The 24,868-nt window shown below is 69.7% G+C and carries 20 protein-coding genes; all 20 read right to left on the bottom strand.

The genetic code is table 11. The features are described 5' to 3' along the window. Window positions 1–2: 2 nt before the first annotated feature. Window positions 3–1,502 carry a serine/threonine-protein kinase gene (locus SNAS_RS32635; protein ID WP_013017397.1) on the bottom strand — a complete coding sequence of 500 codons (1,500 nt, stop codon included), beginning with the start codon at window positions 1,500–1,502 and terminating at the stop codon, window positions 3–5. A gap of 40 nt (window positions 1,503–1,542) precedes the next feature. After that, complete coding sequence (locus SNAS_RS10505) at window positions 1,543–2,187, bottom strand: hypothetical protein (protein ID WP_013017396.1); 645 nt, start codon at window positions 2,185–2,187, stop codon at window positions 1,543–1,545. A gap of 27 nt (window positions 2,188–2,214) precedes the next feature. After that, the gene (locus SNAS_RS10500) at window positions 2,215–4,767 is read right to left on the bottom strand and encodes an FtsK/SpoIIIE domain-containing protein (RefSeq protein WP_013017395.1); all 2,553 of its coding nucleotides are present in this window, start codon (window positions 4,765–4,767) and stop codon (window positions 2,215–2,217) included. A 98-nt stretch (window positions 4,768–4,865) separates the two neighbouring features. After that, complete coding sequence (locus tag SNAS_RS10495) at window positions 4,866–6,497, bottom strand: FAD-dependent oxidoreductase (protein WP_013017394.1); 1,632 nt, start codon at window positions 6,495–6,497, stop codon at window positions 4,866–4,868. Next, window positions 6,494–7,447: an aspartyl/asparaginyl beta-hydroxylase domain-containing protein gene (locus SNAS_RS10490; protein ID WP_052304970.1), complete on the bottom strand. Its 954-nt coding sequence runs from the start codon at window positions 7,445–7,447 to the stop codon at window positions 6,494–6,496. The genes SNAS_RS10495 and SNAS_RS10490 overlap by 4 nt, the downstream gene beginning before the upstream one ends. A 369-nt stretch (window positions 7,448–7,816) precedes the next feature. Then, entirely contained in the window at window positions 7,817–8,443 is a 627-nt protein-coding gene (locus SNAS_RS10485; RefSeq protein ID WP_013017392.1) for a sulfotransferase family protein, read from the bottom strand. 323 nt (window positions 8,444–8,766) lie between these two features. Next, window positions 8,767–9,555 carry an aminoglycoside phosphotransferase family protein gene (locus SNAS_RS10480; protein WP_041624739.1) on the bottom strand — a complete coding sequence of 263 codons (789 nt, stop codon included), beginning with the start codon at window positions 9,553–9,555 and terminating at the stop codon, window positions 8,767–8,769. Next, the gene (ftsY, locus tag SNAS_RS10475; protein WP_013017390.1) at window positions 9,479–10,720 is read right to left on the bottom strand and encodes a signal recognition particle-docking protein FtsY; all 1,242 of its coding nucleotides are present in this window, start codon (window positions 10,718–10,720) and stop codon (window positions 9,479–9,481) included. The genes SNAS_RS10480 and ftsY overlap by 77 nt, the downstream gene beginning before the upstream one ends. A gap of 70 nt (window positions 10,721–10,790) precedes the next feature. Then, on the bottom strand, window positions 10,791–14,366 hold the full coding sequence (gene smc / locus SNAS_RS10470) for a chromosome segregation protein SMC (protein ID WP_013017389.1): 3,576 nt from the start codon (window positions 14,364–14,366) through the stop codon (window positions 10,791–10,793). 152 nt (window positions 14,367–14,518) lie between these two features. Then, entirely contained in the window at window positions 14,519–14,713 is a 195-nt protein-coding gene (locus tag SNAS_RS10465; RefSeq protein WP_013017388.1) for a hypothetical protein, read from the bottom strand. A 252-nt stretch (window positions 14,714–14,965) separates the two neighbouring features. Beyond that, window positions 14,966–15,697 carry a ribonuclease III gene (gene rnc, locus SNAS_RS10460; RefSeq protein WP_013017387.1) on the bottom strand — a complete coding sequence of 244 codons (732 nt, stop codon included), beginning with the start codon at window positions 15,695–15,697 and terminating at the stop codon, window positions 14,966–14,968. A gap of 21 nt (window positions 15,698–15,718) precedes the next feature. Then, on the bottom strand, window positions 15,719–15,892 hold the full coding sequence (gene rpmF / locus SNAS_RS33955) for a 50S ribosomal protein L32 (protein ID WP_013017386.1): 174 nt from the start codon (window positions 15,890–15,892) through the stop codon (window positions 15,719–15,721). A 73-nt stretch (window positions 15,893–15,965) separates the two neighbouring features. Continuing rightward, a complete protein-coding gene (locus tag SNAS_RS10455) occupies window positions 15,966–16,517 on the bottom strand; it encodes a YceD family protein (RefSeq protein ID WP_013017385.1) in 552 nt (183 codons plus the stop codon). Window positions 16,518–16,612: 95 nt separating this feature from the next. Next, window positions 16,613–17,122, bottom strand: a complete 510-nt coding sequence (locus SNAS_RS10450) for an SPFH domain-containing protein (RefSeq protein ID WP_041625894.1) — start codon at window positions 17,120–17,122, stop codon at window positions 16,613–16,615. Window positions 17,123–17,180: 58 nt separating this feature from the next. After that, complete coding sequence (gene coaD / locus SNAS_RS10445; protein WP_013017383.1) at window positions 17,181–17,702, bottom strand: pantetheine-phosphate adenylyltransferase; 522 nt, start codon at window positions 17,700–17,702, stop codon at window positions 17,181–17,183. Beyond that, a complete protein-coding gene (rsmD, locus tag SNAS_RS10440) occupies window positions 17,693–18,259 on the bottom strand; it encodes a 16S rRNA (guanine(966)-N(2))-methyltransferase RsmD (RefSeq protein ID WP_013017382.1) in 567 nt (188 codons plus the stop codon). Before rsmD ends, coaD begins: the two co-directional genes overlap by 10 nt. Further along, window positions 18,256–20,412 (bottom strand): ATP-dependent DNA helicase RecG, encoded by a 2,157-nt coding sequence (gene recG / locus SNAS_RS10435; RefSeq protein ID WP_013017381.1) that lies wholly within the window; start codon window positions 20,410–20,412, stop codon window positions 18,256–18,258. Before recG ends, rsmD begins: the two co-directional genes overlap by 4 nt. After that, window positions 20,412–22,049, bottom strand: a complete 1,638-nt coding sequence (locus SNAS_RS10430; RefSeq protein ID WP_013017380.1) for a DAK2 domain-containing protein — start codon at window positions 22,047–22,049, stop codon at window positions 20,412–20,414. The genes recG and SNAS_RS10430 overlap by 1 nt, the downstream gene beginning before the upstream one ends. 60 nt (window positions 22,050–22,109) lie before the next feature. Further along, complete coding sequence (locus tag SNAS_RS10425; protein WP_013017379.1) at window positions 22,110–23,651, bottom strand: PAT1 family protein; 1,542 nt, start codon at window positions 23,649–23,651, stop codon at window positions 22,110–22,112. Between the two features lie 147 nt (window positions 23,652–23,798). Further along, on the bottom strand, window positions 23,799–24,800 hold the full coding sequence (locus SNAS_RS32630; RefSeq protein WP_013017378.1) for a flagellar basal body-associated FliL family protein: 1,002 nt from the start codon (window positions 24,798–24,800) through the stop codon (window positions 23,799–23,801). Window positions 24,801–24,868 lie beyond the last annotated feature (68 nt).

The following is a 24,868-nucleotide window of genomic DNA, read 5'->3' as shown; positions in this document are numbered from 1 at the left end:
GATCACTGGCAAATGCCTTCCCCGCCCTTGAAGTAGAAGTTGATCTTCGTGTCGGGGTCGACCTTCGCCCCGGCCACCGGAACCTGGGACGTGACCACGCAGGCCTGATCGCCCGGGTTCCAGGGCTGCGCGACGCCCTTGTAGTTGTCGAAGCCGTGGGATTCCAGGACGTTGGGGGCCTCGGTGTGCGTTCTCCCCTCCAGGTCGGGCACCTCCACGCGCTCGTTGCCGTTGCCGTCGTCACCGCCGGAGCTGGAGTCGTTGCCGCCGGAGTCGCTGGACTGGCCGCCCTCGGCGGCCTCGGACTTCGAACTCGCCGAGTTCTTCGTTTTGTCCTTTTCGGAGGATTTGTCGCTCTTGCCGTCGGAGCTGTCGGCGACGTCCTTGGTCGCCGCCTCCTTGCTCCCGTCGTGGCCCGGCGCCTCGCCGAAATAGGTCCACGGCCGCCACAGCACCGCCACCGCGACGAGCAGGACGACCGCGGCCAGTACCGCCGCCACCCGGCCGAAGCCGATCCGCCGTGTGCCGGACGACGGCACCGGTCCGGTGGGCCCGAGCGGCACCGTCGTCGCCTCGGATTCCGGCCCGCCGACGGGCGCACTCACCTTGACCGGCAACGGTTCCGGCGCCTCGACGGCGTCGCGGCAGGCCTGCGCGAACGCGGCCGTCGACGTCCACCGCTGCTCGGGATCCTTGTCCAGCGCCCGCATGACGGCCTCGGCGACCGGCGCGGGCACGTTGTCCGGCAACGGCGGCGGCTGCTGGTACAGGTGGCCCTTGAGCACCGCGCCCGGGTTGTCCGAGGCGAAGGGCGGCCGACCGGCCAGGCACTCGTACGCCACGACTCCCAGCGAGTACACGTCGACGGACGGCGTGGGCTCGTCGCCGTTGAGTTGCTCGGGCGAGGTGTACGCCAGTGTCCCGAGGACGGCCTCGCCGCTCTTGGTCAGCCGGGCCTCGCCCTTGGCACGGGCGATCCCGAAGTCGATGAGCTTCACGTGCCGGTCGCCGGTGACGAGAATGTTGCCCGGCTTGACATCGCGGTGGATGATGCCCGCGTCGTGCGCGGCCTGGAGCCCCTCGGCGGCCTGGGCGATGATCTTCATCGTCTCGCCGGGCGCCAGCGTGTCACGGGTGTCCAGCAGGTCGGCCAGCGAACCGCCCCTGACCATCTCCATGACCAGATAGGACCGTGGGCCGCCGGGCGTGGCCTCCTCGCCGTAGTCGTACAGCGTCGCCACGTGCGGGGAGTCCAGTGCCGCCACCAGTTTCGCCTCGGAGGCGAACCGGGCCCGGAAGCGCTTGTTGCCCGACAGTTCGTGGTGCATCAGCTTGACGGCGACCGGCCGTTCCAGCCGGGTGTCCAGTCCGCTCCAGACCTCGCCCATGCCGCCGGAGCCGATGCGGTGGTCGAGCCGGTAGCGGTCGGAGACGATGGCGGTGGGTGGCAGCGATTCCCTGGTCGGTTCCCTGCCGATCGGGGTCTCGTCGGGGGTGGGCATGGGCGTGATCTTCCTGAAGGGGGGTGTTCGTGACGCGAACCTAGGGTGCGGTGGTGAAGAAGAACGCGACAATGGTGATGACGGCCAGCGCGGCGCCGAGCCGGGGGCTCTTCTTGACGACGAACTCGACCGTGTTGCCACGATCGTCGTATATGGGCAGTCGCGGGGTGCCCGCCAGACCGGTGCCGACGTATCCGGCGACCAGCGCGATCACCGGCGGCATGAAGACCAGCCACAGCGCCAGTTCGTCCGTCGCGAACAGCGCCAGGAACGACTGGATGAGGTAGCAGGCGATCATCGCGGCGCCGTAGACGACGAGGTTGCGCACGAAGGCGGGCGCGCCGGGCAGCAGCGGCGCGAGCTGGCCCTCCCGGATGGAGCGCTGCACGTGCTTGTCGGCGAGCTGCGCCTTGGCCGCACCCGCCGCCAGCTCGGCGCTGAGGTCGGTCGCCGGGCGGGTCGCGGCGGGGTCCGTGGACTCGGGACGCAGGTCGGGGACGGTGGTCTTGAAGCGGTTGGCGGCGGCGAGGATCTGGGCCTGGGTGTGTTCCAGGGTCTCGCGCAGCCGGGCGACCTTGGCGGTGGCCTGCTCCACCTGGGAGCGTGCGGTGGTGTTGGCGGCCAGGTCCCCGTCACGGAGCTGGCGCAGTTCGTGGAGGGATTGCGCGTAGCCGAAGTCGCTCACAGTGGCGATACTAACCGGTTCCCCCGCCTAGAACCCCACCTCGGTCTCCCGCCCGGGACGTACAAACGGGACGATCAGCCGCCGGGTGTTGTCGTGCCGGTCGAACACCAGCGCCCGGTTCTCACGCGGCTCGTAGTCGCTGGTCAGGTCGCCGATGAACGGCCCGAAGTCGCCACCGGGGACGTTGAGGGCCACCAGGCACGCGACGTCCTCCTTGCCCGCGCTGCCGCCGATGTCGTCGCTGAACCGTTTGAAGCCGCGCCACCAGCCCAAGAGGTGCACACCCTTGGTGGGCCCGGACTTCAGCAGCGCCCGGAACTTCATCAGCTGCGAGATGTTCCAGATCTGCGAGATCGCGTCGCCGCCGAACACGACGACGTACCGCACCTGCCCGGCGTGGTCGTGGTTCTCGGCCGCGACCAGGATCTTGTCCAGGTCGGCCGCGCCGGTGACCTCGTGTTCGTGCCCGGCCTCGGAAAGCGCCGCGGCCGTCTCGGTCACCACGACGTCGGCCTGCGCCGCCAGTCCCACCAGCTCGAACCGCGCGCTGCCGGGTTCGTGCTGCTTGGCCAGGCTCAGCACCGCCGCCTGCAACACGTCCGCGCCGACCGTCGAGGTGCCCAGCACCGCCAGGTTCCGTCCCGGAACCGGCTCCATCCCGAAGCCCACGGTGGACACGTCGACGTCCACGGCCCGTCCCACCAGCGCCTTGCGCCGGAGCCCGCCGGGGCCCACGGCGTTGTACACCGGGTCGTCGGCGAGGTGCTGCTCGGCGAAGCCCTGGAACACCCTCGGCCCCAGGTCGTCGGGCTCGCGCTGCTGCCACAGTTCGTGCCGCAGCGCGGTCAGCTCGTCGGTCGCCGCCGTCGCGTCCGGGAAGTGGATCAGCCGGTTGAAGCCCTTGACGCCGCCGCCGTTGTTGACGACCGCCTGCCCCAGCCGGATCGCGTCGGCGGCGGTGTTGTTGACCTCGTCGAGCACGTTCCTGGCTCCGGGCAGTGCCACCCGCATCGGGAACTGCCCGAAGATCGAGTCCTTCTTGGTGTACAGCGCCTCGACACCCGAGATCGTCTGGCTGGCAAGGATCAGGTGCACGCCGTACGAACGTCCCTTGCGGGCCAGTTCCTCCAGGTGGTCGGCCGCCTCGCGCGCCAGCCGGTCGTTGCCCGCGAACAGCACCTGGAACTCGTCGATGACGGCCAGGATCCTGGGCAGCGGCCGGTCCGGCTCCACCTGCCGCAGGTCGGCCAGCTTCGTCACCCCGGCCCGTTTCATGGCGGTGGCCCGCCGCGACAGCTCCTTGCGCAGCTCCACCAGCACGGCCTTGCCGTACTCACGATCGGACTCGACCCCGACGGCCTTGACGTGCGGCATCCACGTCTTGTCGCGCGGCTGCGGCGAGAACTCCGTGAACGACACACCCTCCTTGAAGTCCAACAGGTACAGCGCCAGCTCGCGCGGCCCATACCGCGACGCCAATCCATACAGGACGTCCAGCAGGAACACGGTCTTGCCGCCACCGCTTCGCCCGCCGATCAGCCAGTGCGGCGTCACGTCGTCGAAGGCCAGCTCCACATCCCCCCGCGGGTCCCGCCCCACCACGGTCGACAGTCCGGCCACACTCGACGAACGCCACCGGTCCGGAGGCAGCAGCGCCCCCATGTCCAGTTGCGAGTCCTTGCGATGCTTGTCCGCCAACGCGTGGAACACGTGATGCGTCAGCGTCGGCGACGGCGGCGCGTCGAGGGTCACCGGCGCGGGAACGTTCTGCACCTCAACGGTCTCCCCCACGTTCACATAGGTCGCGTGGTCGATGGCGGGAACCTGCTGGTGCTCCGACTCGGCCCGCCACCCCGCGAGGATGAAGTGCGTCCGCCCGTGCGGCCCCGCGTGCGCGAGCGCGGCGATCCGGCCCCGCAGCGCCGAGGACGTCGACGGCGGGAAACCCGCGATCACGATCAGGTGGTGCGGCAGCTCGGCGGCACCCTGGTGCCGGGCGTCCAGCACTTCCTGAACATAGTGCTCGGCCTCGCCGACGAGCCGCTCCAACCCGGGGGCGTCGGTGACGGTGGGCGCCATGATGTCGGCCTTGACGAGGGTGGCCGCGTCGGTGAAGGTCTTGCCCAACGCCACACAATCCACAAGCGACACTTTCAGTCGCGGCATCGACGCGACGCACCGCACCAACGCCGAGCGCAACAACCCGGCCACCTTCGCGTCGGCGGCATCACCGTCCAACACCAGATGCCCGCGACCGAACAAGGGCACGACCACCGGAAACTCCGCCCCCGGCACGGCCTCGGCGGTCCCGATCCGAATGTGCACCGGCGAGGGCGGCTCCTGCTCACGCGGCGGCGTATCCGGCGGCAGCTGGTTCAGGTCCTCCCCAAGGAATCCCGGCGTCAACTTCTGAGCGCTCTGGCTCAGCTTCGCGGCCAGGCTCGCCTGCTTCCGCGCGCCCGCGTCAGGAGCCGGAATCGAACTGGCCTGCGCCGTCACCAGCGTCTCGGCCCGCTCCAGGTGGAACCCCGCCCGCCGGAACTCCGCCGTGGCGGCGTCCAGCTCTTTCTTCCAGCTCATCGAATACCTCGGCATGGTGTGACGTAACTGCCGTCACGCTATCCGATCACGGCTGAACAGCTCGTGGTGGTCGCCGCCGGCAGCCCCTAGGGCACCGACTAGGTCAGCGCCGGGGGCGCGAAGGCCATGATGGGGCTGGGGCCGTTGAGGATCCGGTTGACGACGTCGGTGAGGGTCGCGTGCGGGTCGGCCACGGCGGTGCGGGAGCGCCAGGCGACGAAGCCGTCGGGGCGCACCAGGATGGCGCCGTCCGACTCGACGCCGGGCAGGCTGCGGTCGAGTCGGTGGATGGTGACGGCGTCGTGGCTGGCCACGGTCCAGGCGTGGCCGTCGGTGGGGGTGAGCAGGACGAAGCCGGAGCCGAACAGGTCGATCGTGGACTTTCCCGGTTCCAGCCACAGGTGCGGGAACCGGGTGCCGACCGCGCCGGGTGCGGCGCCGATGATCGGGCCGGGACCGTAGCGGTAGCCGGTCATGACCCTGGTCCTGTCGACGATGGTGGTGCTGTCCTCGCTCCAGTGGCCGCCGAGCCGTTCACCGGCGCGGGCCATCGCCTGGCGGACCGTGAACTCGGCGGCCGGGCGGCGTTCGGTGTCGTAGGAGTCCAACAGTGCTCGATCGGCCCGGTCCTCCAGTACCGCCGCGAGTTTCCAGGCCAGGTTGTAGGCGTCCGCGACGCCGCAGAAGCCGCCGAACCCGCCCGGCGGCGGGATGTGGTGGGCGGCGTCGCCGACCAGGAAGACCCGGCCGTCGCTGAACCGGTCCGCGACGGCCGCGCTCAACGCGAACCGCAGCGCGGGTTGGTTCGAGCCGGGAATCGGTGTCAGCAAACGGATCGGGACCCGGCGTCCCAGGGCGACCTGGACCAGGGCCTCGCAGTCGGCGTTGGTCTTGCCCCACTCGTCGGGGTCGGTGCAGCCCAGCACCCAGCGCTGTCCCTCGGCGTCCAGGCAGAACAGGAAGGTTCCCGGGAACGGCCGCTCCAGGTAGGCCATGTGGACGGTGCGGTCGCCGAGGATCAGTCGCGAGTCGGTCTCGAACATGATGGACAGCATCCGGCTGATCTCGCCGGGACCGGCCATGCCGATGCCCATGCGTTCCCGCAGGGCGCTTTCGGGGCCGTCGGCGGCCACCAGGTAGGAGGCGCGCACCGACGACAGGGACTCGTCGGTGGCGCGCAGTCGGGCCGAGACGCCGGTGGAGTCGTCGCTGAAGCCCTCCAGGCGGACGCCGAAGCGGATGTCGGCGCCCAGTTCCACCGCCCGCTGCCGCAGCACGCGTTCGGTCTTGTCCTGGCTGATGGGGATGTTGCGGCAGGGGCTGGAACTGGTGGCGCGGGTGGGATCCAGGTTCATCCCCATCGGAGTGTGTTCGGCGGCGAGGGTTTCGGCGCGCACCATGTCGAAGCTGCCGCGGCGGGCGAAGTCGTCGGCTTCCCGGGTAAGTCGGGTTTCCAGGCCGAGCGGGCGGTACAGCTCGACCAGCGGCGGTGGCAGGCCGCGCATCCGTGGGTGGATCGGGACGTCGGTGTGCTGTTCGACCAGGACGCAGCTGACGCCGTGCCAGGACAGGAACAGCGCCGTCGACAGCCCGGCCAGGCCGCCGCCGACGATGAGGACGCTGGTGCGGGTCGGCGGGCCGGGGCGGTGTCGGGCGAACCGCCGCTCGCTGGCGCGGCGCCAGCTGCCGTGCCGCGACGTCGTGCCTTCGCCGGAGCCGGGCCAGTTCATGACGCACCCGGTCTTTCGGCGAGGCAGATCGTCTCGCGGACCGAGGTTCCCAGCCGTACCCGGCAGATGACGTGGCGCGACTCCAGTTTGACGGTGCGCTCCTCCGACCAGCCGGTGAAGCGGTACTCGTTGTCGCCCAGGTGAACCAGGCCGAAGGCGGGCTGACCGTCCAGTCTCAGCACCGGGCCGTCGCGGCCGGGGGTGAGCTCGGCCAGCACGGTCGCGTCGGGCGGGGAGGCGGGCTCCTCCAGCGACCACTCGGCGAAGGCGGCGGGCATCCGAAACCGCAGCCGGGGCGGCCAGGGTGCCGCGCGGGCGGGCCGGGCCAGCAGGATGTCGTTCAGCGGCAACGATTCGCGGAACTCGGGCGGGAACAGGTTCAGCAGGTCCGCACTGAGCAGGCAGTCCAGGACGAGGTGGATGCGGGTGTCGTCGCCGCTGTTGCGGGCCTGGTGCGGGCGGTTGAAGTCGCCGTACCACAGTCGACCGGCGTCCCAGTGGTATTCGTGCCCGTCGATGACCATGACCGCGGCGGGGTTGGTGATGATCGGGATGTGCAGCCGCACCAACCCCCACGGCGGTCCACATTTGACGTCGCGGTGTTCCTTGAGCTCGATGTTGGGGGCCAGGGCGACCAGGTGCGCGGCCAACAGCGTCGTGGGGAGGCCGCGCAGCAGCCGGGCCAGTCGCGGCGCGCGGGCCAGGAACGGCGTGTCGGCGTGGTCGACGGGACCGGCGCCGCCGGGGTCGGTGCGTGACGGGTCGCCGCCGGGGCTGCGCAACGGCAGGATCGTCGACAGTCCGGTGGAGATGTCGGCGCGGCGGGTGTTCCAGGGCCCGGCGCGCAGCGCCCGGACCTCGTTGGCGAGGATCTCGGTGTCGTAGTCGCGATCCAGGACGGCGACGGCGGGTACCGACTCCCACCTGGCGGTGAGGGATTCAGTGGACATCGGTGGTGCTCCATTCAGAACATTCGCGTCGGTGGTGAGGCGCGGGCCGGAGCGGGAACGGCGGGGGTACGCTGCTGTGAGCCGTGGCCTGATGGGGACATCAGGCGGCGGCAGCTGGAGTGAGTACAGGTTCCGCATGACGCACCTCCTTTCCGGGGGGTGCCGGTCCGGCGCCCGCCCGACTGGGTAAACCAGGGCACCGGACGAACAGCGGGCCAAACCCGCTTGGCGACCGGGTGCCGTTGTCGTCAAGCGGGGAACCCGGCTCGGCCGGGCCGTGATGCGGAACTCCGTTCAACCCGCGTCGGCTCCCTGGGGGTCGGATGCGGACGGGTGCGTCGGATCCGGCGCGGGTCATGTTCTGCTCCTTCAGGTGCGGACAGCTCCCGTCGTACGGGGGCGGTTCGGGTATTCGCCAGTGGCGTTGGCGTGGGGGAAGGTCTCGTCGGGTACGGGGACACCGAGTTCCTCGCACAGCGGCGGCCAGCCCTTCGCGGCGTCGACCTCGATGAGCCGGTCGGACGGGATGGTCGCGCGAACCTCGCGGTAGTGGTCGCGGTATACGTCCATGGCATGTCGCGGATCGGTGAACCTGCCGTCGAAGACACCGTTCCAGATCAGACGCTCGAACACCCGGTCCCGTTCCGCCACCGGCCTTTTGGGTCGGCGGCGGTACAGGGTGCGGGCGACACTGGCGTACCAGTCGGACGGGTCGCGGTGCACCAGAAGCACCTTCGCGCTCGGGTTCGCCTCGGCCAGCTCGCGCCAGTAACACGACGCGGGCCACGCGATGGTGGCCGCGAACCCGAACAGCAGCCGGTGCCAGTCGGCGGGTTCACCCTCGGCCACCCGCAGCCAGTCGCGGGCGTGCCGGTCGCTGGCGAACAGGTGCCGGATGTGGTGGCAGGGGCCGAAGCCCAGCTGTTCCAGCGCGAACCGCACCGAGGCGGTTCCGGTACGGCCGAAGGAGGCTCCGATGACGGTGAGTTCACCCATGCCTTGGTCGTCCTAACTATCGGGGCGCAAGGTTCTCGTAGGAGATTCGGTGGAGGGGAGGGAATGCCCGAGCGGGGGTGGGGGTCGGAAATCATTGTCCGCCAAGGGTATTCACCATCCCCATATCGAGTATGGTACCTGTACCCAAAGGGTAACTGTAAGTGCGGATTCACACCAGAGATAGGCCCACAATTAGTACATAACCCACAGCTCCGCGTGCCGGGACGTCGGTGATCTCCATGTGCCCGTTAGGAACCAAGCCGCGGATTCCAGCGAGCACTCGGACGCCGCCACCGCACTGACCGCCGCCGCGCGGCTTCGCGCTACTTCAGCGCGTGGTCGAGGATGTAGCGCTCGTGGTCGAGCACCTTCAGGTCCCGCATCGGGCGCCGCAGGTGTCCCTTGCGGACGATGCGGACGAAGGCCGGGTCGCCCTGGTTCGCCATCCGGCGGATGCCCTCGATGTGGTCGACGATGCGTTTGCGGATCACCCGGATGAACCGGTAACGGTCCCGTTCGGACAGTCCATAGGCGTCGGCGAACAGCCGCAACCGGCGCGGCCGGTCCGGGTTCTTCCAGCCGAGGGTTATCGAGTCGCGGTCGGAGAACAGCGGCACCCAGGTCCAGGCGGCGTAGGCGACATCGTAGATGCGCGCGCCCGGCGAGGCCAGGTCGAAGTCGATCAGCGCCAGCGTCCCGTCCGGACGCCAGATGACGTTGTGCGGGGCCGCGTCGTGGTGGCACACCACCTCGGTGTCGGGCGGCGGCGGGCCGAAGGACCTCCACACGGCGCCCGGCGGGGTGCGGAAGCCGTACTGGGAGTCGTGGTACATCCGCAGCATCGTGGCGACGGTGTTGAGCGCCTCATCGGTAGTCCAATGTGGCTCAAGCGGGTATTTTCCGCACTCGCCCTCCAGGTACGACAGCACCTCCCGGCCGTGCTCGTCGATGCCCAGCGCCTTGGGGGAACCGGTGAAACCGGCCGCGTCCAGGTGCCGCAGCAGCGCGTGGACGGCGGGCGTCCACGGCCCGGTATTACGGCGCACGGTATCGCCGAGCCGTACCACCGTGCTCGTGTTCCCGCCGTGGAGCGGGACCTCCTGCTCTGTCACCTGCCAGCCTCTTTAAGCCACCGACCGATCGCGAGTCGTCCAGTAGTGCGTCGACGAACTGTTGGACGTCAAACGGGGCGAGGTCGTCGGGACCCTCACCCAATCCGATGAGCTTAACCGGCACTCCCAAGGTCTGCTGGACCGCGATGACGATTCCGCCTTTCGCGGTGCCGTCGAGTTTCGTCAGGACCACTCCGGTCACCTGACAGACCTCGGTGAAAACGCGTGCCTGCTCCAGCCCGTTCTGGCCCGTGGTGGCGTCGATGATGAGCAGCGTCTCCGCCACCGGGCCCTGTTTCTCGATGACCCGCTTGACCTTGCCGAGCTCGTCCATCAGCCCGGTCTTGTTCTGCAACCGCCCCGCGGTGTCGACGAGCACCGAGTCGGCACCCTGTTCGGTACCGGTCTTGACGGCGTCGAAGGCGACGCTGGCGGGGTCGCCGCCCTCGGGACCGCGCACGACGGTGGAACCGACGCGCTTGCCCCAGGTCTCCAGCTGGTCGGCGGCGGCGGCCCGGAAGGTGTCGGCGGCGCCCAGCACCACCGAGTGCCCGTCGGCGATCAGCACCCGGGCGATCTTGCCGCAGGTGGTGGTCTTACCGGCGCCGTTGACGCCCACGACCAGCAGCACGGCCGGACGCTCGCCGTCGCCGGTGGCGTTGAGGGCGCGGTCGAAGCTCGGGTCCAGGGCGGCGGTCAGTTCCTCCGACAGCAGGCCCCGCAGTTCCTCGGCGGTGCGGGTGCCCAGCACCTTGACGCGTTCGCGCAGCCGCTCCACGATCCGGTTGGTGGACTCCAGGCCGACGTCGGCCATCAGGAGGGTCTCCTCGATCTCCTCCCAGGCGTCGTCGTCGAGCCGGTCGCGCGACAGCAGCGTCAACAGGCCCCGGCCCAGCGAGTTGTTGGACTTGGAGAGCCTGGCGCGCAACCGGACCAGCCGTCCGGCGGTGGGTTCGGGTACGTCGAGGTCCTCGACGACGGGCTTGACCTTCGGTTTGGTCTCGCGCTCCGTCTTGGGTTCGGTCTCGGCGGGGGTCTTGGTCACCGGGGGCGCCGGTTCCTCCTCGGGCAGTGCCGCCTTGCGGCCGCGCATCACCAAGAAGACGACCACCGCTATCGCCGCCACGACGGCGACACCGATGCCGATCCAGTACCCAATGTCCATGCGTAAAAATCCTTCTGAAGTAAACCGGGACCCCACTGTACGCAGGTCACGCTGAGTCCTCGGACGTGCTTCAGTCCTCGGACTGGCTGAGACGCTGCGAGATGACCTGGGTGACACCGGAGCGCATGGTGACGCCGTACAGGGCGTCGGCGACCTCCATGGTGCGCTTCTGGTGGGTGATGACCAGCAGCTGCGAGGACTCCCGCAGCTGGGTCAGCAGGGTCAAGAGGCGTCCCAGGTTGACGTCGTCGAGGGCGGCCTCGACCTCGTCCATCAGGTAGAACGGACTGGGCCGGGCCTTGAAGATCGCGCACAGCAACGCGATCGCGGTCAGCGACCGCTCGCCACCGGACAAAAGCGACAGTCGCTTGACCTTCTTGCCGGGTGGGCGGGCCTCGACCTCGATGCCGGTGGTGAGCATGTTGTCCGGGTCGGTCAGCAGCAGCCGTCCGTCGCCGCCGGGGAACACGGTGGCGAAGACGTGCTCGAACTCGCGGGCCACGTCGTGGTACGCCTCGGTGAACACGTCCAGGATCCGGTCGTCGACCTCCTTGACGACGCTGAGCAGGTCCTTGCGGGTCTTGGTCAGGTCGTCCAGCTGCTCCGACAGGAACTTGTAGCGCTCCTCGAGGGCCGCGAACTCCTCCAGCGCCAAGGGGTTGACCTTGCCGAGCAGTTTGAGTTCCCGTTCGCCACGGGCGGCGCGCTTCTCCTGGACGGCCCGCTCGAACGGGACCGCCATCGGTTCGGGTTTGCCGTCGGCTTCGGCCTTGGCCAGTTCGGCGGCCGAGGGCGGCACCGGCTGCTCGGGGCCGTACTCGGCGATGAGGGTGTCGACGTCGATGCCGAACTCCTCGCCCGCGCGGGCCTCCAGCTGTTCGATGCGCAGCCGCTGCTCGGTGCGAGCCACCTCGTCGCGGTGGACGGCGTCGGTGAGCCGCTCCAGTTCGGCGCCGTGTTCGCGCACCCGTTTGCGGGCCTCGGTGACGGCGGCCTCGCGGGCGGTCTTGGCCTGCTGGGCGGCGTCGCGTTCGGCGGCCGCGCGGTCCAGCGACTCGGCGATGCGGGCCAGTGCGGCCTCCACGCCCTGGGCGACGGCTCCGGCGATCGCGGCGCCCCGCTGCCGGGCGGCCTTGCGGACGGCGGCGCGTTCCCGGGCCTGCCGCTCGGCGGCGGCCTGCCGCGCCAGTCCGTCGGCGCGGCCCGCCAGTGCGGCGACCCGCTCCTCGGCGGTGCGCACCGCCAGCCGGGTCTCCATCTCGTTCTGCCGGGACTGTTGCAGGGTCACGGCGAGCCGGTCGCGTTCGGCGGTGGAGGGGTCCTCCTCGTCGGGCGCCGACTCGGCGATGCGCAGCTGCTCCTCCAGTTCGGCCAGTCCCGCCAGGTCGGTGTCGCGGGCGGTCTCGGCCTCCTCCTTGGCCTCCGACAGCCGCCGCACCTCGCCCTCGGCGGAGTTGGCGGCGGCGCCCAGTTCGGCCAGCTTGCGGGCCACGGCGTTGCGTTCCTTGTCGGCCTCGGCGCGTTTGGCCTTCATCGCCTCCAGGGCCGTCTGCCGGGACGTCTCGTCCTCGCGGGCGCCTTCCAGTTGCGCGGCAAGGGATTCGGCGCGGGCTTCGGATTCGGCGCGTTTGTCGCGGGCCTCGTCGACGGCGGCCTGCACCTCGATGAAGCTCTGGCCCGAGGCCGAACCGCCCACGGCCCAGTCGCGGCCCAGCACGTCGCCGTCGCGGGTGACGGCGGTCAGTTCCGGACGCGAGGCGACCAGATCCCGGGCCAGGTCCAGGGTGTCGACGATGACCATGCCCGCCAGCGTCCGCGCCACGGCGGCCGACAGTTCGGCGGGCACCTTGACCAGGTTCGCGGCCGGGACCACTCCCTCGGGGAGTCCGGTGATGTCGGCCGGGGTCGTCTCGGCGGCGCCGGGAGCGCCGGAGGCCAGCAGCAGGCTGGCCTGTCCGGCGTCGTCGGCCTTCAGCAGCTGGAGCGCCGACACGGCGCCCTCGCCGCCGGAGACCGCGACCGCGTCGGCCAGTCGGCCCAGCGACGCCGCCAGGGCGGCCTCGTAGCCGGGTTCGACGGTCAACAGCGCGGAGATGCTGCCCAGGAATCCGGGCACCTGCTCGGCCTTGCCCAGCAGCGCGCCCGCGCCGTCCTTGCGGCGCAGGCCCATCGCCAGTGCCTCTTCGCGGGCCTTCCACTGGGTGGCGTCGGTGTGGGCGGCGCGTTCGGCGGTCGCCAGTTCCTTCACGCGGGCCTTGGCCTGTTCGACCTCGCGCTGTGCCGCGGTCAGCCGCTCCTCCAGGTCGACGTCCCCGGCGTCGACGAAGTCCGACTGCGACTGTGCCTCGGACAGCGCGTCCTTGCACGCTTCGGCGCGGTCGCGGGCCTGGGCCAGTGAGGAGGCGATCCGGGCGATCTCGTCGGCGGCGGCCTGGGACCGGCTGCGCAGCGCGCCGACCTGTCCGGTCAGTTTGGCCAGTCCCTCGCGGCGGGCGGCGACGGCCTTGACGGCCTCCACCAGGTTCTTCTCGGCTTCCGACAGGGCCTGTTCGGTCTCCTGCCGGGCGTCGACGGCCTCGGTGAGCCGTTCCTGGTCGGCGACCAGGGCGTCGCGCAGTTCGGTCTCCTGCTCGCGCACCCGCACGGCCTCGGCCTCCAGCTGCTCCGGGTCGCGTCCGGGGCGTTCCTCCTGCGCCTCTTCGCTGAGATAGCGCACCCGTTCGGCGGCAAGCTGTCCAGTGGAGCGCAGCCGCTCCTGCAGGGCCGACAGCCGGTACCAGGTCTCCTGGGCCCGGGTCAGCGCCGGGGCGTCGGCGGCCAGCTCCGACTCCAGGGTGGTGAGCTGTTCGGCGACCTCGTTGTAGGCGGCCTCGACGCGTTCGCGTTTGGCGCGCACCGAGTTCTCGTCGGCCAGGTCACGCGCCAGCCCGGTGCGCAGCTGCGCCAGGTCGTCGGCCAGCAGCCGCTGCCGGGCGTCGCGCAGGTCGGCCTGGATACCGGCGGCCCGGCGGGCCAGCTCGGCCTGGCGGCCCAGCGGTTTCAGCTGCCGCCGCAGCTCGGAGGTCAGGTCGTTGAGCCGGTTGAGGTTGGCCTCCATGGCCTCCAGCTTCCGCAGCGCCTTTTCCTTGCGCTTGCGGTGTTTGAGGACGCCGGCGGCCTCCTCGATGAAGGCGCGGCGGTCCTCGGGCCGGGCGTGCAGGTAGGAGTCGAGCTTGCCCTGCCCCACCAGGACGTGCATCTCGCGACCGATACCGGAGTCGGACAACAGGTCCTGGATGTCCAGCAGTCGGCAGCGGTCGCCGTTGATCTCATACTCGCCCTCACCGGAGCGGAACATCCGCCGGGTGATCGACACCTCGGTGTAGTCGATCGGGATGGCGCCGTCGGAGTTGTCGATCGTCAGGGTGACCTCGGCGCGTCCCAGCGGGGCCCGCCCGGAGGTACCGGCGAAGATGACGTCCTCCATCTTGCCGCCGCGCAGCGCCTTGGCGCCCTGCTCCCCCAGCACCCACGCGATCGCGTCGACCACGTTCGATTTGCCGGAACCGTTGGGCCCCACCACACACGTGATACCCGGCTCGAAACGCAACGTAGTCGCCGAGGCGAAGGACTTGAAGCCTTTCAGCGTCAGGCTCTTCAGATGCACGCGCGCTCCCCGATTGAGGTCTGGTCACTGGACGGACAACAACAGTGCAGACTACCGGTTGATCATAAGTCCACCTGTGTCACGGCCCCTGATACAACGATGCGCGCCGACTGTTGCGAGTGTCGGCGCGCGGATTATGTGCGTGGAAGGTGTCAGGTCAGGACCGGCTCGGATAGCCGGTTGATCTCCTCAGTCGAAGCGACCTCGGTTATGAGCCGATCGTTATCGGCCCGAAGCCGGGTAACCTCGAACTCGAGGCTCCTTACCTTGGCACGCAGTTTGGTGACCTCGTCGAGCATCCGGCGGTCCGGTGCTTGTCCAACGTGGCCAAAGAGGGCCTTCGCCATGGTGTCTCCTTGCGAGAGCGTAGCCGAGGCAACGCTGGAGGCGTACCTCGCGGCTTCGCATGTGTTTGTGTATGTTTGTCGCCACACCGAGCCAGGTGCCCGGGGCCTCTAATTGCTCGAGGCGGACTGTCTTCGTCAACCCGCGACAATGACTATCTTCCGCCTCCCATGTACCTTCGTCAAGCTTTCCAGACGAAGAATACGCCCTGGCAGCCACCCCGGTGAAACGCTTGGTGAATCGTATCCGCGATGTCACTTATTGTCCCCGTTTTGGCGCTCGGAAATCTCTCTCCAAGCCCGTTCCGCGGCGATCTGCTCAGCCTCTTTCTTACTGCCGCCGGTGCCCTCGCCGAACTCCTCGCCACCCACGACCGCCCAGGCGGTGAAGCGTTTGGCGTGGTCGGGTCCGGTCTCGGAGATGCGGTAGTCGGGAACACCGAGCCCCGCTCCCGAGGTCAGCTCCTGGAGACTGGTCTTCCAGTCCAGGGCGGCACCCCGGCGCGCGGCCACCTCGATCATCGGGTCGAACAGTTTGTGAACGACGCCGGCGGCGACGTCCATCCCGTGTTCGAGGTACAGCGCACCCAGTAGTGCCTCGACCGAGTCGGCGAGGATGGAGTTCTTGTCGCGGCCACCGGAAGATTCCTCTCCCTTGCCCAGCAACAGATGCGGCCCCACCCCGCCGGGGCCGAGCGCACGGGCGACCCCCGCCAGCGCCCGCATGTTGACGACGCTGGCGCGCAGTCGCGCCAGTTGGCCCTCAGGCAGGTCCGGGAACTGTCGGTACAGCGTCGCGGTGACGACAAGGCCGAGCACCGCGTCGCCCAGGAACTCCAGCCGCTCGTTGGTCGGCAGTCCGCCCCGCTCGTACGCGTACGAGCGGTGCGTCATCGCCAGGGTCAGCATCTTCGGGCTCAGGGCCACGCCGAAGACGACACGGAAATGCTCGACGCTGGCGTCATCTACAGTGGATTCATCCCTCATGGGGCGACGACCACTCGACGCTTAAACGTCGAGGATCTGGCGGCCCTTGTACGTACCGCAGACTCCGCACGCGGTGTGCGGCAGCGTCTGGGACCGGCACTGCGAACAGGTCGACAACGCCGGAGCCGTGGCCTTCCAGTTGGAACGACGGCTACGCGTGTTGGACCGGGACATGCGGCGCTTCGGTACGGCCACGGTTCTTTCTCCGATACTCTCACCACCGATGACGGCCCGCGCGTTACCGCGGCGCCACCGGTGTGGGGCTGACTCACAACAGTTTCTTCAAATCCGCCCAACGCGGATCCACAACCTCGTGGCTGTGGTCATCGGGCAGCGTATCCCGAGGCTGCCCGCATTCGGGGCACAACCCCTCACAGTCGGGCCGACACAGTGGTGCGTTCGGCATCGCGAACACCAATGCGTCCCGCACCAGCGGTTCCAGGTCGAGCAGGTCGCCCTGCAACCGCATGATCTCGTCCTCGTCGGTCGTCTCGGCGGTCGTTGAGTCCTCGAAGGCGTACAACTCCGAAACCGAGGCGTCCAAGGTGTCGTCGATCTCCGTCAGGCAGCGGGCGCACTCCCCCGTGATCGGTGCGCTGACCGTTCCGGTTACGAGAATGCCCTCCGACACCGAGGTGAGAGTTATCCGCAGTTGGATGTTCTCTCCGGCGCCGACGGCGATCATGTCCAGTCCGAGCTTCTCCGGAAACGACGTGTCTATGGACAGGTCTTTCGACGAGCCCGGGGACCGTGGCAGCGTTCGCGTGTCGGCGACAAGCGGCGCCTTCGGGTCTAGTGCGGGTGTCTTATCCATCGTCATCACTTCGAAGTTCCGGCCCGAACAGGCCGACGTCAGAGAGTACCCGGCGACCCCGCCTGGTGTCGAACCGGGTTGTGGCGCGTGTGGGCCCGGCCCTAAATCGAGGGCAGCGGCTTCTCGGGCTCGGCCTGCTGGCTGGGCCCGGCGAAGGAGCCGATCTCCCGCAGCGCGTGCATCTTGTCGCGGCCCCGCTCCACGCCCGCCAGCGCGCGTTGCAGGAACTGCTCGAAGTTGGCCAGGGTCGTGTCGACGTACTCGTCGACCTCATCCCGCAGCCGTTGCGCCTCGTTGCGGGCCTCGGAGACGATGCGGTGTCCCTCACGTTCGGCCGAGACGACGACCTCGTGCGCCGACACGAGTCGGGCGTGCTCGTCCTCGGCCTCGGCGATGATCCGCTCGGCCTCTTTCTCCCCGGCCTCGATGATCTTGTCGCGCTCGGCGAGCATGGCGTCGGCCCGACGCAGTTCGCCGGGCAGCTCACCGCGCAGTTCCTCAAGCATTCCGATGATCTCGGCACGGTCCACCTTGCAGTTACGTGACATCGGGATGGCCTTGGCGGCCTCCACGTAAGCAACGATGTCCTCGATGCGGTCCAAGGGCCCCACCCGGTACTCCATTCCACTCCGTGCGGGACATTTCGTCCCGCGCTGCCTCTAGTCTGCGCTACCCGTTACCGAACCGTGTCACTAGTCTGGCGGCCACGGGCGCTGGCACGTGCGAGGAGACGTCGCCGCCCCATTTCGCCACGTCCTTCACGAGACTGGACGAGAGGAACGAGTACAGCGGGTTCGTCGGCATGAACAGGGTTTCCACTCCGGCCTGGCCGTAGTTCATCTGTGCCATCTGTTGTTCATAGTCGAAGTCGGAGACCGCGCGCTGGCCTTTGACGATGACGCCCACGTCGTGTTCGCGGCAGAAGTCGACGGTCAGTCCCTTGAAGGACGCCACCGAGACGTTGGGCAGGTGTCCGGTGACCTCCTGCAGCATCTCCATCCGCTCGTCCATGGAGAACAGTCCGGGCTTGGAGGGGTTGACGAACACCGCGGCGTAGACGTGGTCGTACAGCTTCGCGGTGCGGTTGATGATGTCGAGGTGCCCGTTGGTGGTCGGATCGAAGGAGCCGGGGCAGAGTGCGCGCCGGTTCGCGGGGGTCTGGTCGCTCGGTGCGCCTTGATTCAGGTCCACGAGCGGTGACCGTACCAAAGAATTGTTTCGCCGTAGCGACGACTGCGGTCGCGGGTGAGCCCTTCGGGCCAGAACGGTTCGCCGCCGCGAGCGGGGCCTTCGACGACGACGTCGGCGTCCTCGGACAGCCAGTCCAGTTCCACCAGGTGCGACAGGACGATCGCCAGGTCGGTGGGGTCCAGGGCGTAGGGCGGGTCGGCGAAGACCAGGTCGAAGCGGCGCGGCGGTTCCTGTTTGAGCGCGGCGGGCAGCTTCGCGGTGTTGACGTCGGTCTCGGCGGCCACGCCCAGCGCGGCGATGTTGCGGCGCAGCACCCGGGCGGTGGCGGCGTGCGACTCGACGAACAGCGCGCTGGCCGCGCCCCGCGACAGTGCTTCCAGTCCGACGGCGCCGGAACCGGCGTACAGGTCGAGCACGTGCGCGCCGTCGAGGACCCCGGCGGCCTCCAGCGACCCGAACAGCGCCTCGCGCACCCGGTCCGAGGTGGGCCGGGTGTTGTCGCCCTCGGGTGTGGACAGCCTGCGTCCGCCGAGGCTGCCGCCGATGATGCGTGTCAACTCTTCTCCAGGTATTCGGCACGGTCGTCGTCGACCAGCGCCGCGATGGCGGCGGCCAGCCGGGGATGGCGTTCCAGTTCGGGGTCGGCGGCGATGACCTCGACGGCCTCGGCGCGCGCCTCCCCGATGAGTTCGGCGTCGCGCAGCAGCGACAGCAGCCGCACGTGCGACTTGGCGCCCGACTGGGCGTCGCCCAGGACGTCGCCCTCGCGCCGCTGCTCCAGGTCCAGTTCGGCCAGCCGGAATCCGTCGGTGGTGGAGGCGACGGCCTCCAGCCGCTCGCCGGACGGGGACGCGGCGTTGGCCTCGGTGACCAGCAGGCACAGTCCGGGCGCGCTGCCCCGGCCCACCCGGCCGCGCAGCTGGTGCAGCTGCGACACCCCGAAGCGTTCGGCGTCCATGATCACCATCATGGTGGCGTTGGGGACGTCGACGCCCACCTCGATGACGGTGGTGGCCACCAGGACGTCCAGTTCCCCGGCCGAGAACCGGCCCATCACGGCGTCCTTCTCGTCGGGCGGCATCCGGCCGTGCAGGATTCCCAGCTTCAGTCCCGACAGCGGGCCGTCGGCGAGCCGGGGCCCGACGTCCAGCACCGCCAGCGGGGCCCGGCGTTCCGAGTCGTCCACTTTGTCGTCGTCGCCGACCCGGGGGCACACCACGTACGCCTGGTGTCCCTTGCCGACCTCCTCGCGCAGCCGCTGCCAGGACCGGGCCACCCAGCGTTCGTCGGTGCCGGGCACGACGTGGGTCTTGATGGGCGAGCGTCCCTGCGGCAGTTGGCCGAGCTTGCTGGTCTCCAGGTCGCCGTAGACGGTCATGGCGACGGTGCGGGGAATCGGCGTCGCCGTCATCACCAGCACGTGCGGCGGGTCGGAAGCCTTGGCGCGCAGCGCGTCGCGCTGTTCGACGCCGAAGCGGTGCTGTTCGTCGACGACGACGAGCCCCAGGTCGGCGAAGTCGACGCCCTCGTACAGCAGCGCGTGCGTGCCCACGACGATGCCGGCGCTGCCGTCGGCGAGGCTGGCCAGTGCCTCCCGTTTGGCCTTGGCGCCAAGGGAACCGGTCACGAGCGTGACCCGGGTGGCTTCGGTCGGCGCGCCCAGTTCTCCGCCGCGGCCCAGGTCCCCCAGCTGTTTGAGGATGGTCCGGTAGTGCTGGGCGGCCAGCACCTCGGTGGGCGCGAGCAGCACGGCCTGGGCACCGGAGTCCACGACCTGCAACATCGCCCGCACCGACACGAGGGTCTTACCGGCGCCGACGTCGCCTTGCAGCAGCCGGTGCATCGGGTGCGGGGTCGACAGCGCGGCGGCGAGCTCGTCGCCGACCTCGCGTTGGCCGTCGGTGAGTTCGAAGGGCAGCTTGGCGTCGAAGGCGGCCAGCAGGCCGTCGTCGCGGCCCGGCCGGGGGACGGCCGGGGTGGTGGCGGCGCGGGCCTTGCGCTGCACCAGGGTCAGCTGGAGCGAGAACGCCTCCTGCCACTTGAGACGCTTCTTGGCGGCGTACAGCTGCTCCGTCGACTCCGGACGGTGGATGGCGTGCAGCGCGTCGTTGAAGCCGATGAGGGAATGCTTGTGCCGCAGGTCTTCCGGCAGCGGGTCGGCGGGCGGTTCCAGGACGTCGAGGGCGACCCGCACGCAGCGGGCGATGGTCCAGGTGGGTACCTTCCCGGCGGCCCGGTACACGGGGATCAGGGCCCCGGCGAACTCCTCGATCATCTCCCCGGCCTCGTCGTCGTCCGGGTCGGCCAGCATCCGGAAGTCCGGTCCGTTGAGCTGGCGGCGGCCCCGGAACTCGGTGACCTTGCCGGAGAACAGGCCCCAGCGTCCGGCCTTGAGGTAGCGGGTCTGCCAGGGCTGGTTGAAGAAGGTGAGCGTGAGGGTGCGGCCGTCGTCGTCGGAGACGACGACCTCGAGCATGCTGCCGCGCCGCGAGCGCATGGGTTTGTTGGTGACGGCCCTGACCTGGGCGAGCACTGTGGCCTGTTCGCCGATCTCGAGCGAGTCCAGGTCGGTGCGCTCGCCGCGCTGGGCGTAGCGGAACGGGTAGTGGTGGATGAGGTCACCGACGACGGCCATGTCGAGGTGGTTGGCCAGCGCGGTGGCGGTCTTGGCGCCCACCACGGCGCTGAGTTTGGTATCCAGTGTCGCCACTATTCGGCTCCGATCAAGACGAGGTGGCGCGACTGCCCCCCGTCAAGACACTGAACATCCACAAGGGGCCATTGTCGCGTCAGATTCGCGGCGACGTTATCAAGGACCTGTGACTCCAGGCCCGATCCGGCCACAATGGTGAGCAGTTCGGCGCCCGCCGAGCACAACCGGCCGGTCAGTTCGATCAGCAGTTTCTCCAGGTCGGCGCCGATGAGGACGACGTCGCCGTCGGCAAGGCCCAGGAAGTCGCCGCGTTCGCACTTGCCGACGCTGGTCAGCGCGTCGCGGGCGGCGATGGTCACCTCGGCGTGTCGGCAACCGCCCGCGGCCTCGGCCATGGCGATGACGTCGTCGTCGAAGCGGCGGCCGGGGTCGCGCACCGCCAGCGCGGCCAAAGCCTGCACCGGCGAACGGGTCGGGATGACCGCGACCCGGAAACCGTCGGCGCGGGCCAGGGCGGCGGCGCTCTCGGCGACGGCGTGGCTGGACTCGTCGGCCAGCACGATGACGTCGGAGCCGCCGCTGGAGCGACAGGCGCCGAGCACTTCCTGAGTAGACGGTCGCCCGCCGCTGACGGGCAGAGCGCCCTCGCCGCGCAGCACCTGGGCCAGCCCGGAGCCCTCGGCGATGACCACGACCCCGCGCTGTCCCGACGGCGACTCGACGGCCACCTCTCCCCCGGCAGCGACCTGGTCGGCGAACCGGGTGACCGACAGCCGGTACACCCGCCCCGACTCGATCCCGGCCTCTATGGCGGCCCCGATGTCGTTGACGTGAACGTGGACGTTCCAGGTGCGCAGCTCCGCCGCGGCCGAGCCGGAGCCCGGTTCGGCGCTGGCGGCGCCGACGATCACCAGCGAGTCGCCCAGACCGGACAGGATGGTGCGCAGCCGGTCGACGGCGTCGGTCTCGGCGTCGAGCAGGTACTGCACCTCGTAGGCGTACTCCTCGGAGCCGGACTCGCGTGGGACTTGGACCGCCGTGCGCAGCCGGGCGGTTCGGGAGGCCGTGTCGGCCGCTCGCAGCGCCGCTCCCGTTGTGGTTCCGCCGGTCACCGCCACCAGGACGTCGAGCATGAGCGCCAGGCCCAGGCCGCCCGCGTCCACGACGCCCGCGCGGGCCAGGGCGGGCAGCTGGTCGACCGTGGCCGACACGGCCGCCGCGGCGGCCCGGCTGATCGCCTCGCAGGCCTGCGGCAACGGGGTGTTGGCGTGGTTCTCGGCGGCTTCGGCAGCGGCCCGCGCGACGGTGAGGATGGTGCCCTCGGCCGGGGCCGCCACCGCGTCGTTGGCCGCGTGGCAGGCCTGCCGCAGTCCCGCCGCCAGGCCCCGCGAGTCGACTGTGTCCACTCCCCAGGTGTCGGCCAGGCCGCGCAGCATCTGGGCCAGGATGACGCCGGAGTTGCCGCGCGCCCCCAGCAGCGCGCCCCGGGCGGCGCGGTGGGTGACCTCCGGGAGCGAGGCGTTGTCGCCCAGCTCGTCCAGCGCCTCGCAGGCCGCCGTCAGGGTGGCCACGAGGTTGGTGCCGGTGTCCCCGTCGGGGACGGGGAACACGTTGAGGGCGTCGACGGTGCGCCGGTGCAGCGTCAGCGTCTCCAGGCTGGAGCGGTACCACCGTCGCACGAGAACGACATCCATGGCCTTTTCGGCAGGACTGGAGTTCTCGCGCCGTTCATGCACAGTTGCTGAGCATAATCACTATTCGAAACGAAGTGACAGGATGGTGTCCTCGACCGCGGGTTTCTGCTTGTCCGACAAAGACTCCGGAACCACCGCGAAGAAGCCCGCGGCCTTGCCGTCACCGACGTCGACCAGCCCGACGACCACGTCCGCGCTCTTGTCCTTGACCTTGTCGGAGCTCCAGCCCATGCGATAGGTCAGGTAGACGCCCCGGTGGCCGTCGATGCGGATGTAGTTGTACTTGAACTTGGTCTCGCGCTTGGCGCCCTTGAGCTGCTTGCCCTTGGCGTCGGTCCAGTGTTTGTCGTCGATGAACCCGGCGAGCTGCGCGCCGGAGTCGGCGAGCTGGTCGACGCCCTTGTACTTGATCTTCTTGGCGTCGACCTCACCGGCGACGAACCAGCCGGGCACGCTGCCCTTGTTGGTCAGCACCTGGCCGGTGGTGTCCTTGAAACCGGGGAACTTGGTGTCCGACTCCTCGGTCCACGGCTTCGGCAACTGAACGAACCCGAGCCCGGAACCCTTGTCGGTCACCAGATCCGGCTGCTTCTCGGCCTCGGACTTCTCCTCGGTGGGCTTCTCGGACGACTTGTCCGCGTCCTTGGTGGCCGACGCCGAGGCCTCGTCCTTCGGCTCCTCGCCGCCCAGACCCGGGCCCAGCCACACGTAACCTCCGGCGCCCAGCGCCGCCACGACGATGATCACACCGACCACATAGAACCAGCGCGGCAGGCCGCGACGCGGTTTGCGGGGCGTGAAGTACGGGGTGCTCGGGCTGCCGCCCCACGGCTGGCCGCCCGAGGTGGGCTGGGCGCTGACCGGGGCGGGCGTGTTCATCGGGTTGTGGGTGGGCGCGGCCGCGAACGGCGACTCCGGCACGCCCGGCGGGGTGGCCCCGGCGGCGGACGGTGAGTAGGGCTGCGCCGAGAACGGCTGCCCGGACGCGGGCTGCGCCGAATACGGCTGGGCCGAGTACGGCTCCGCCGAGGTCGGGCTGGCCGAGACCGGGGCCTGCGAGAACGGCTGTTCGGGCTGCTGCGTCGCGAACGGGTCGGGCAGCGGCTGCGCCTGCGGGTAGCCCTGCTGCTGACCCGCGTTGGGGTCGACGGGCTGGTAGTACGGCTGCGCGGGCGGGGACTGCTGGAAATGGCCCTGCTGCTCGGCCGTGTTCGGCTCGGCGGGCTGGTAGTAGGGCTGCGCCGCCGGAGGCTGCGGGTTCGCGTCCTGTGCCGGGTAGGGCTGGGCGGCCGGGAACGGCTGCGCGGGCGGAGCGTCGTGGGCGGCCCTCGGCGGCAGCGCCTGGGTCTGGTCGGACGGCGGGTACCCCGGCTGCTGCTCGGGGTAGTAGACCGGCGGCTGCGCCTGGTACACCGGCGGCTGTTGCCCCTGCTCGGGCTGCTGGGGGTACTCCGGCTGCTGCTGGATCGGCTGGCCGTAGACCTGACCGGGCTGCTGTGGCGCGGCGGGCTGGTGGACCGCATTGCCCTGTGCGAAGGGGTCGACCGGCTCTTCTTGCTGGTCCGACCAGCCGTTCTCCGGCTGCTGCGGGGGATAGGACATGGCTCGACTTCCACAAGGTAATTGGCGCGTGGCAAAGCTTCGACAAAAACGTACCCGTCGCGGAGGGTGGCGTCCACGCGCGCACGATCATACGACCGGCCGAATACTTCGGGAGTTTCGGCCGGTCCGCCGGGGGGCGACGTCGTACTAGCTGAAGGCCAGGGTTCCGGCGGCCTCCACGGCCGCGTCCACCTGGTCTTTCGGCGTGGAGTCGGGCAGGCTGCCCAGGAATCCGGCCGCCTTGCCGCCGCCGACGTCGATCACGGCGATGACGATCTGTTCTCCGGTGTCGGGGTTCTCACCCTTGTCCCAGGTCAGGTGGTAGGCCATCGTGATGGCCTTCTTCCCGGCGAGGTCGGCGTCGTCGTACTCGGCCTTCACGTCGCGGTCCAGACCCTTGGGGTCCTTGCCGAAGTTGTTCTTGTCGTACTCCTTGGCGATGGCCTTGACGGTGTCCTTCAGATCACCGGAGTCCTTGTAGCCCAAGGTGGACGCGTCGATCTCGCCGACACCCAGCATCGCCACCCAGTCGGTGGTCACCTCGTACTGCTGCCCCTGGAAGGACGTGAAGCCCGGAACCGGGATCCCCGCCGAGGTGTCCATGGTCTGCCAGCCCGACATGCTCTTGAAGCCCAGACCGGTGTTGGTGTCGACGATCATGTCGCCGCTGGGCGACTGTGATGCCGAGGGCGGGTCGTCGGAGGGCTCCTCGGACTTCTCGTTGGCCGAGTCCGTCTTGTCGTCGTCGGGACTGCCGCCGGTGGACTTGATGGCGAAGAACACACCCACGCCGATCAGTGCGAGCAACACCACACCGCCGACGATGAAGATCCACACCGGAGCGCTGCTCTTGGGCGCGGCCGGTGGCAGCATGGGGCCACCGCCGTACGGCTGGCCGCTGGCGGGCGCGACGCTGACCGGCGGCGCCGAGTACTGCGCGGGGTCGTAGGACGGCTGCGGCGGCTGGTACGGGTCGACCTGGGGCTGCGCGTACGGGTCCTGCTGGTACTGACCCGGCTGCGGTTCGAGGTCATAGCTGGGAAGTTGCTGGTCGAACCCCGGCTGCGGCTGCTGGCCGTACCCCTGCTGGTTGGGATCGTAGGGTTGCTGGCCTCCCCAGTCCTGGGGTTGCTGCGGTGGGTACGTCATAGGGAGGTCACTTTCCAAAGGGGTGGGTCACGCCGCGAATCAGGTCAAAGACTAGTGTGTCATGGCAA

It is taken from the genome of Stackebrandtia nassauensis DSM 44728 (assembly GCF_000024545.1).
GTDB classification, from domain to species: Bacteria; Actinomycetota; Actinomycetes; order Mycobacteriales; family Micromonosporaceae; genus Stackebrandtia; species Stackebrandtia nassauensis.
This window is presented reverse-complemented; position numbering and strand designations above follow the sequence as displayed.

Excerpts from the sequence above, each read along its gene's own strand:
- SNAS_RS10495 (WP_013017394.1), bottom strand. The coding sequence starts at position 6,497 with ATGAACTGGCCCGGCTCCGGCGAAGGCACGACGTCGCGGCACGGCAGC.
- SNAS_RS10430 (WP_013017380.1), bottom strand. The coding sequence starts at position 22,049 with ATGGATGTCGTTCTCGTGCGACGGTGGTACCGCTCCAGCCTGGAGACG.
- rnc (WP_013017387.1), bottom strand. The coding sequence starts at position 15,697 with ATGAGGGATGAATCCACTGTAGATGACGCCAGCGTCGAGCATTTCCGT.
- ftsY (WP_013017390.1), bottom strand. The coding sequence starts at position 10,720 with ATGGACATTGGGTACTGGATCGGCATCGGTGTCGCCGTCGTGGCGGCG.
- SNAS_RS32630 (WP_013017378.1), bottom strand. The coding sequence starts at position 24,800 with ATGACGTACCCACCGCAGCAACCCCAGGACTGGGGAGGCCAGCAACCC.
- SNAS_RS10465 (WP_013017388.1), bottom strand. The coding sequence starts at position 14,713 with ATGGCGAAGGCCCTCTTTGGCCACGTTGGACAAGCACCGGACCGCCGG.
- SNAS_RS10425 (WP_013017379.1), bottom strand. The coding sequence starts at position 23,651 with ATGTCCTATCCCCCGCAGCAGCCGGAGAACGGCTGGTCGGACCAGCAA.
- SNAS_RS32635 (WP_013017397.1), bottom strand. The coding sequence starts at position 1,502 with ATGCCCACCCCCGACGAGACCCCGATCGGCAGGGAACCGACCAGGGAA.
- SNAS_RS10455 (WP_013017385.1), bottom strand. The coding sequence starts at position 16,517 with ATGACGATGGATAAGACACCCGCACTAGACCCGAAGGCGCCGCTTGTC.
- SNAS_RS10485 (WP_013017392.1), bottom strand. The coding sequence starts at position 8,443 with ATGGGTGAACTCACCGTCATCGGAGCCTCCTTCGGCCGTACCGGAACC.
- SNAS_RS10490 (WP_052304970.1), bottom strand. The coding sequence starts at position 7,447 with ATGTCCACTGAATCCCTCACCGCCAGGTGGGAGTCGGTACCCGCCGTC.
- SNAS_RS10500 (WP_013017395.1), bottom strand. The coding sequence starts at position 4,767 with ATGAGCTGGAAGAAAGAGCTGGACGCCGCCACGGCGGAGTTCCGGCGG.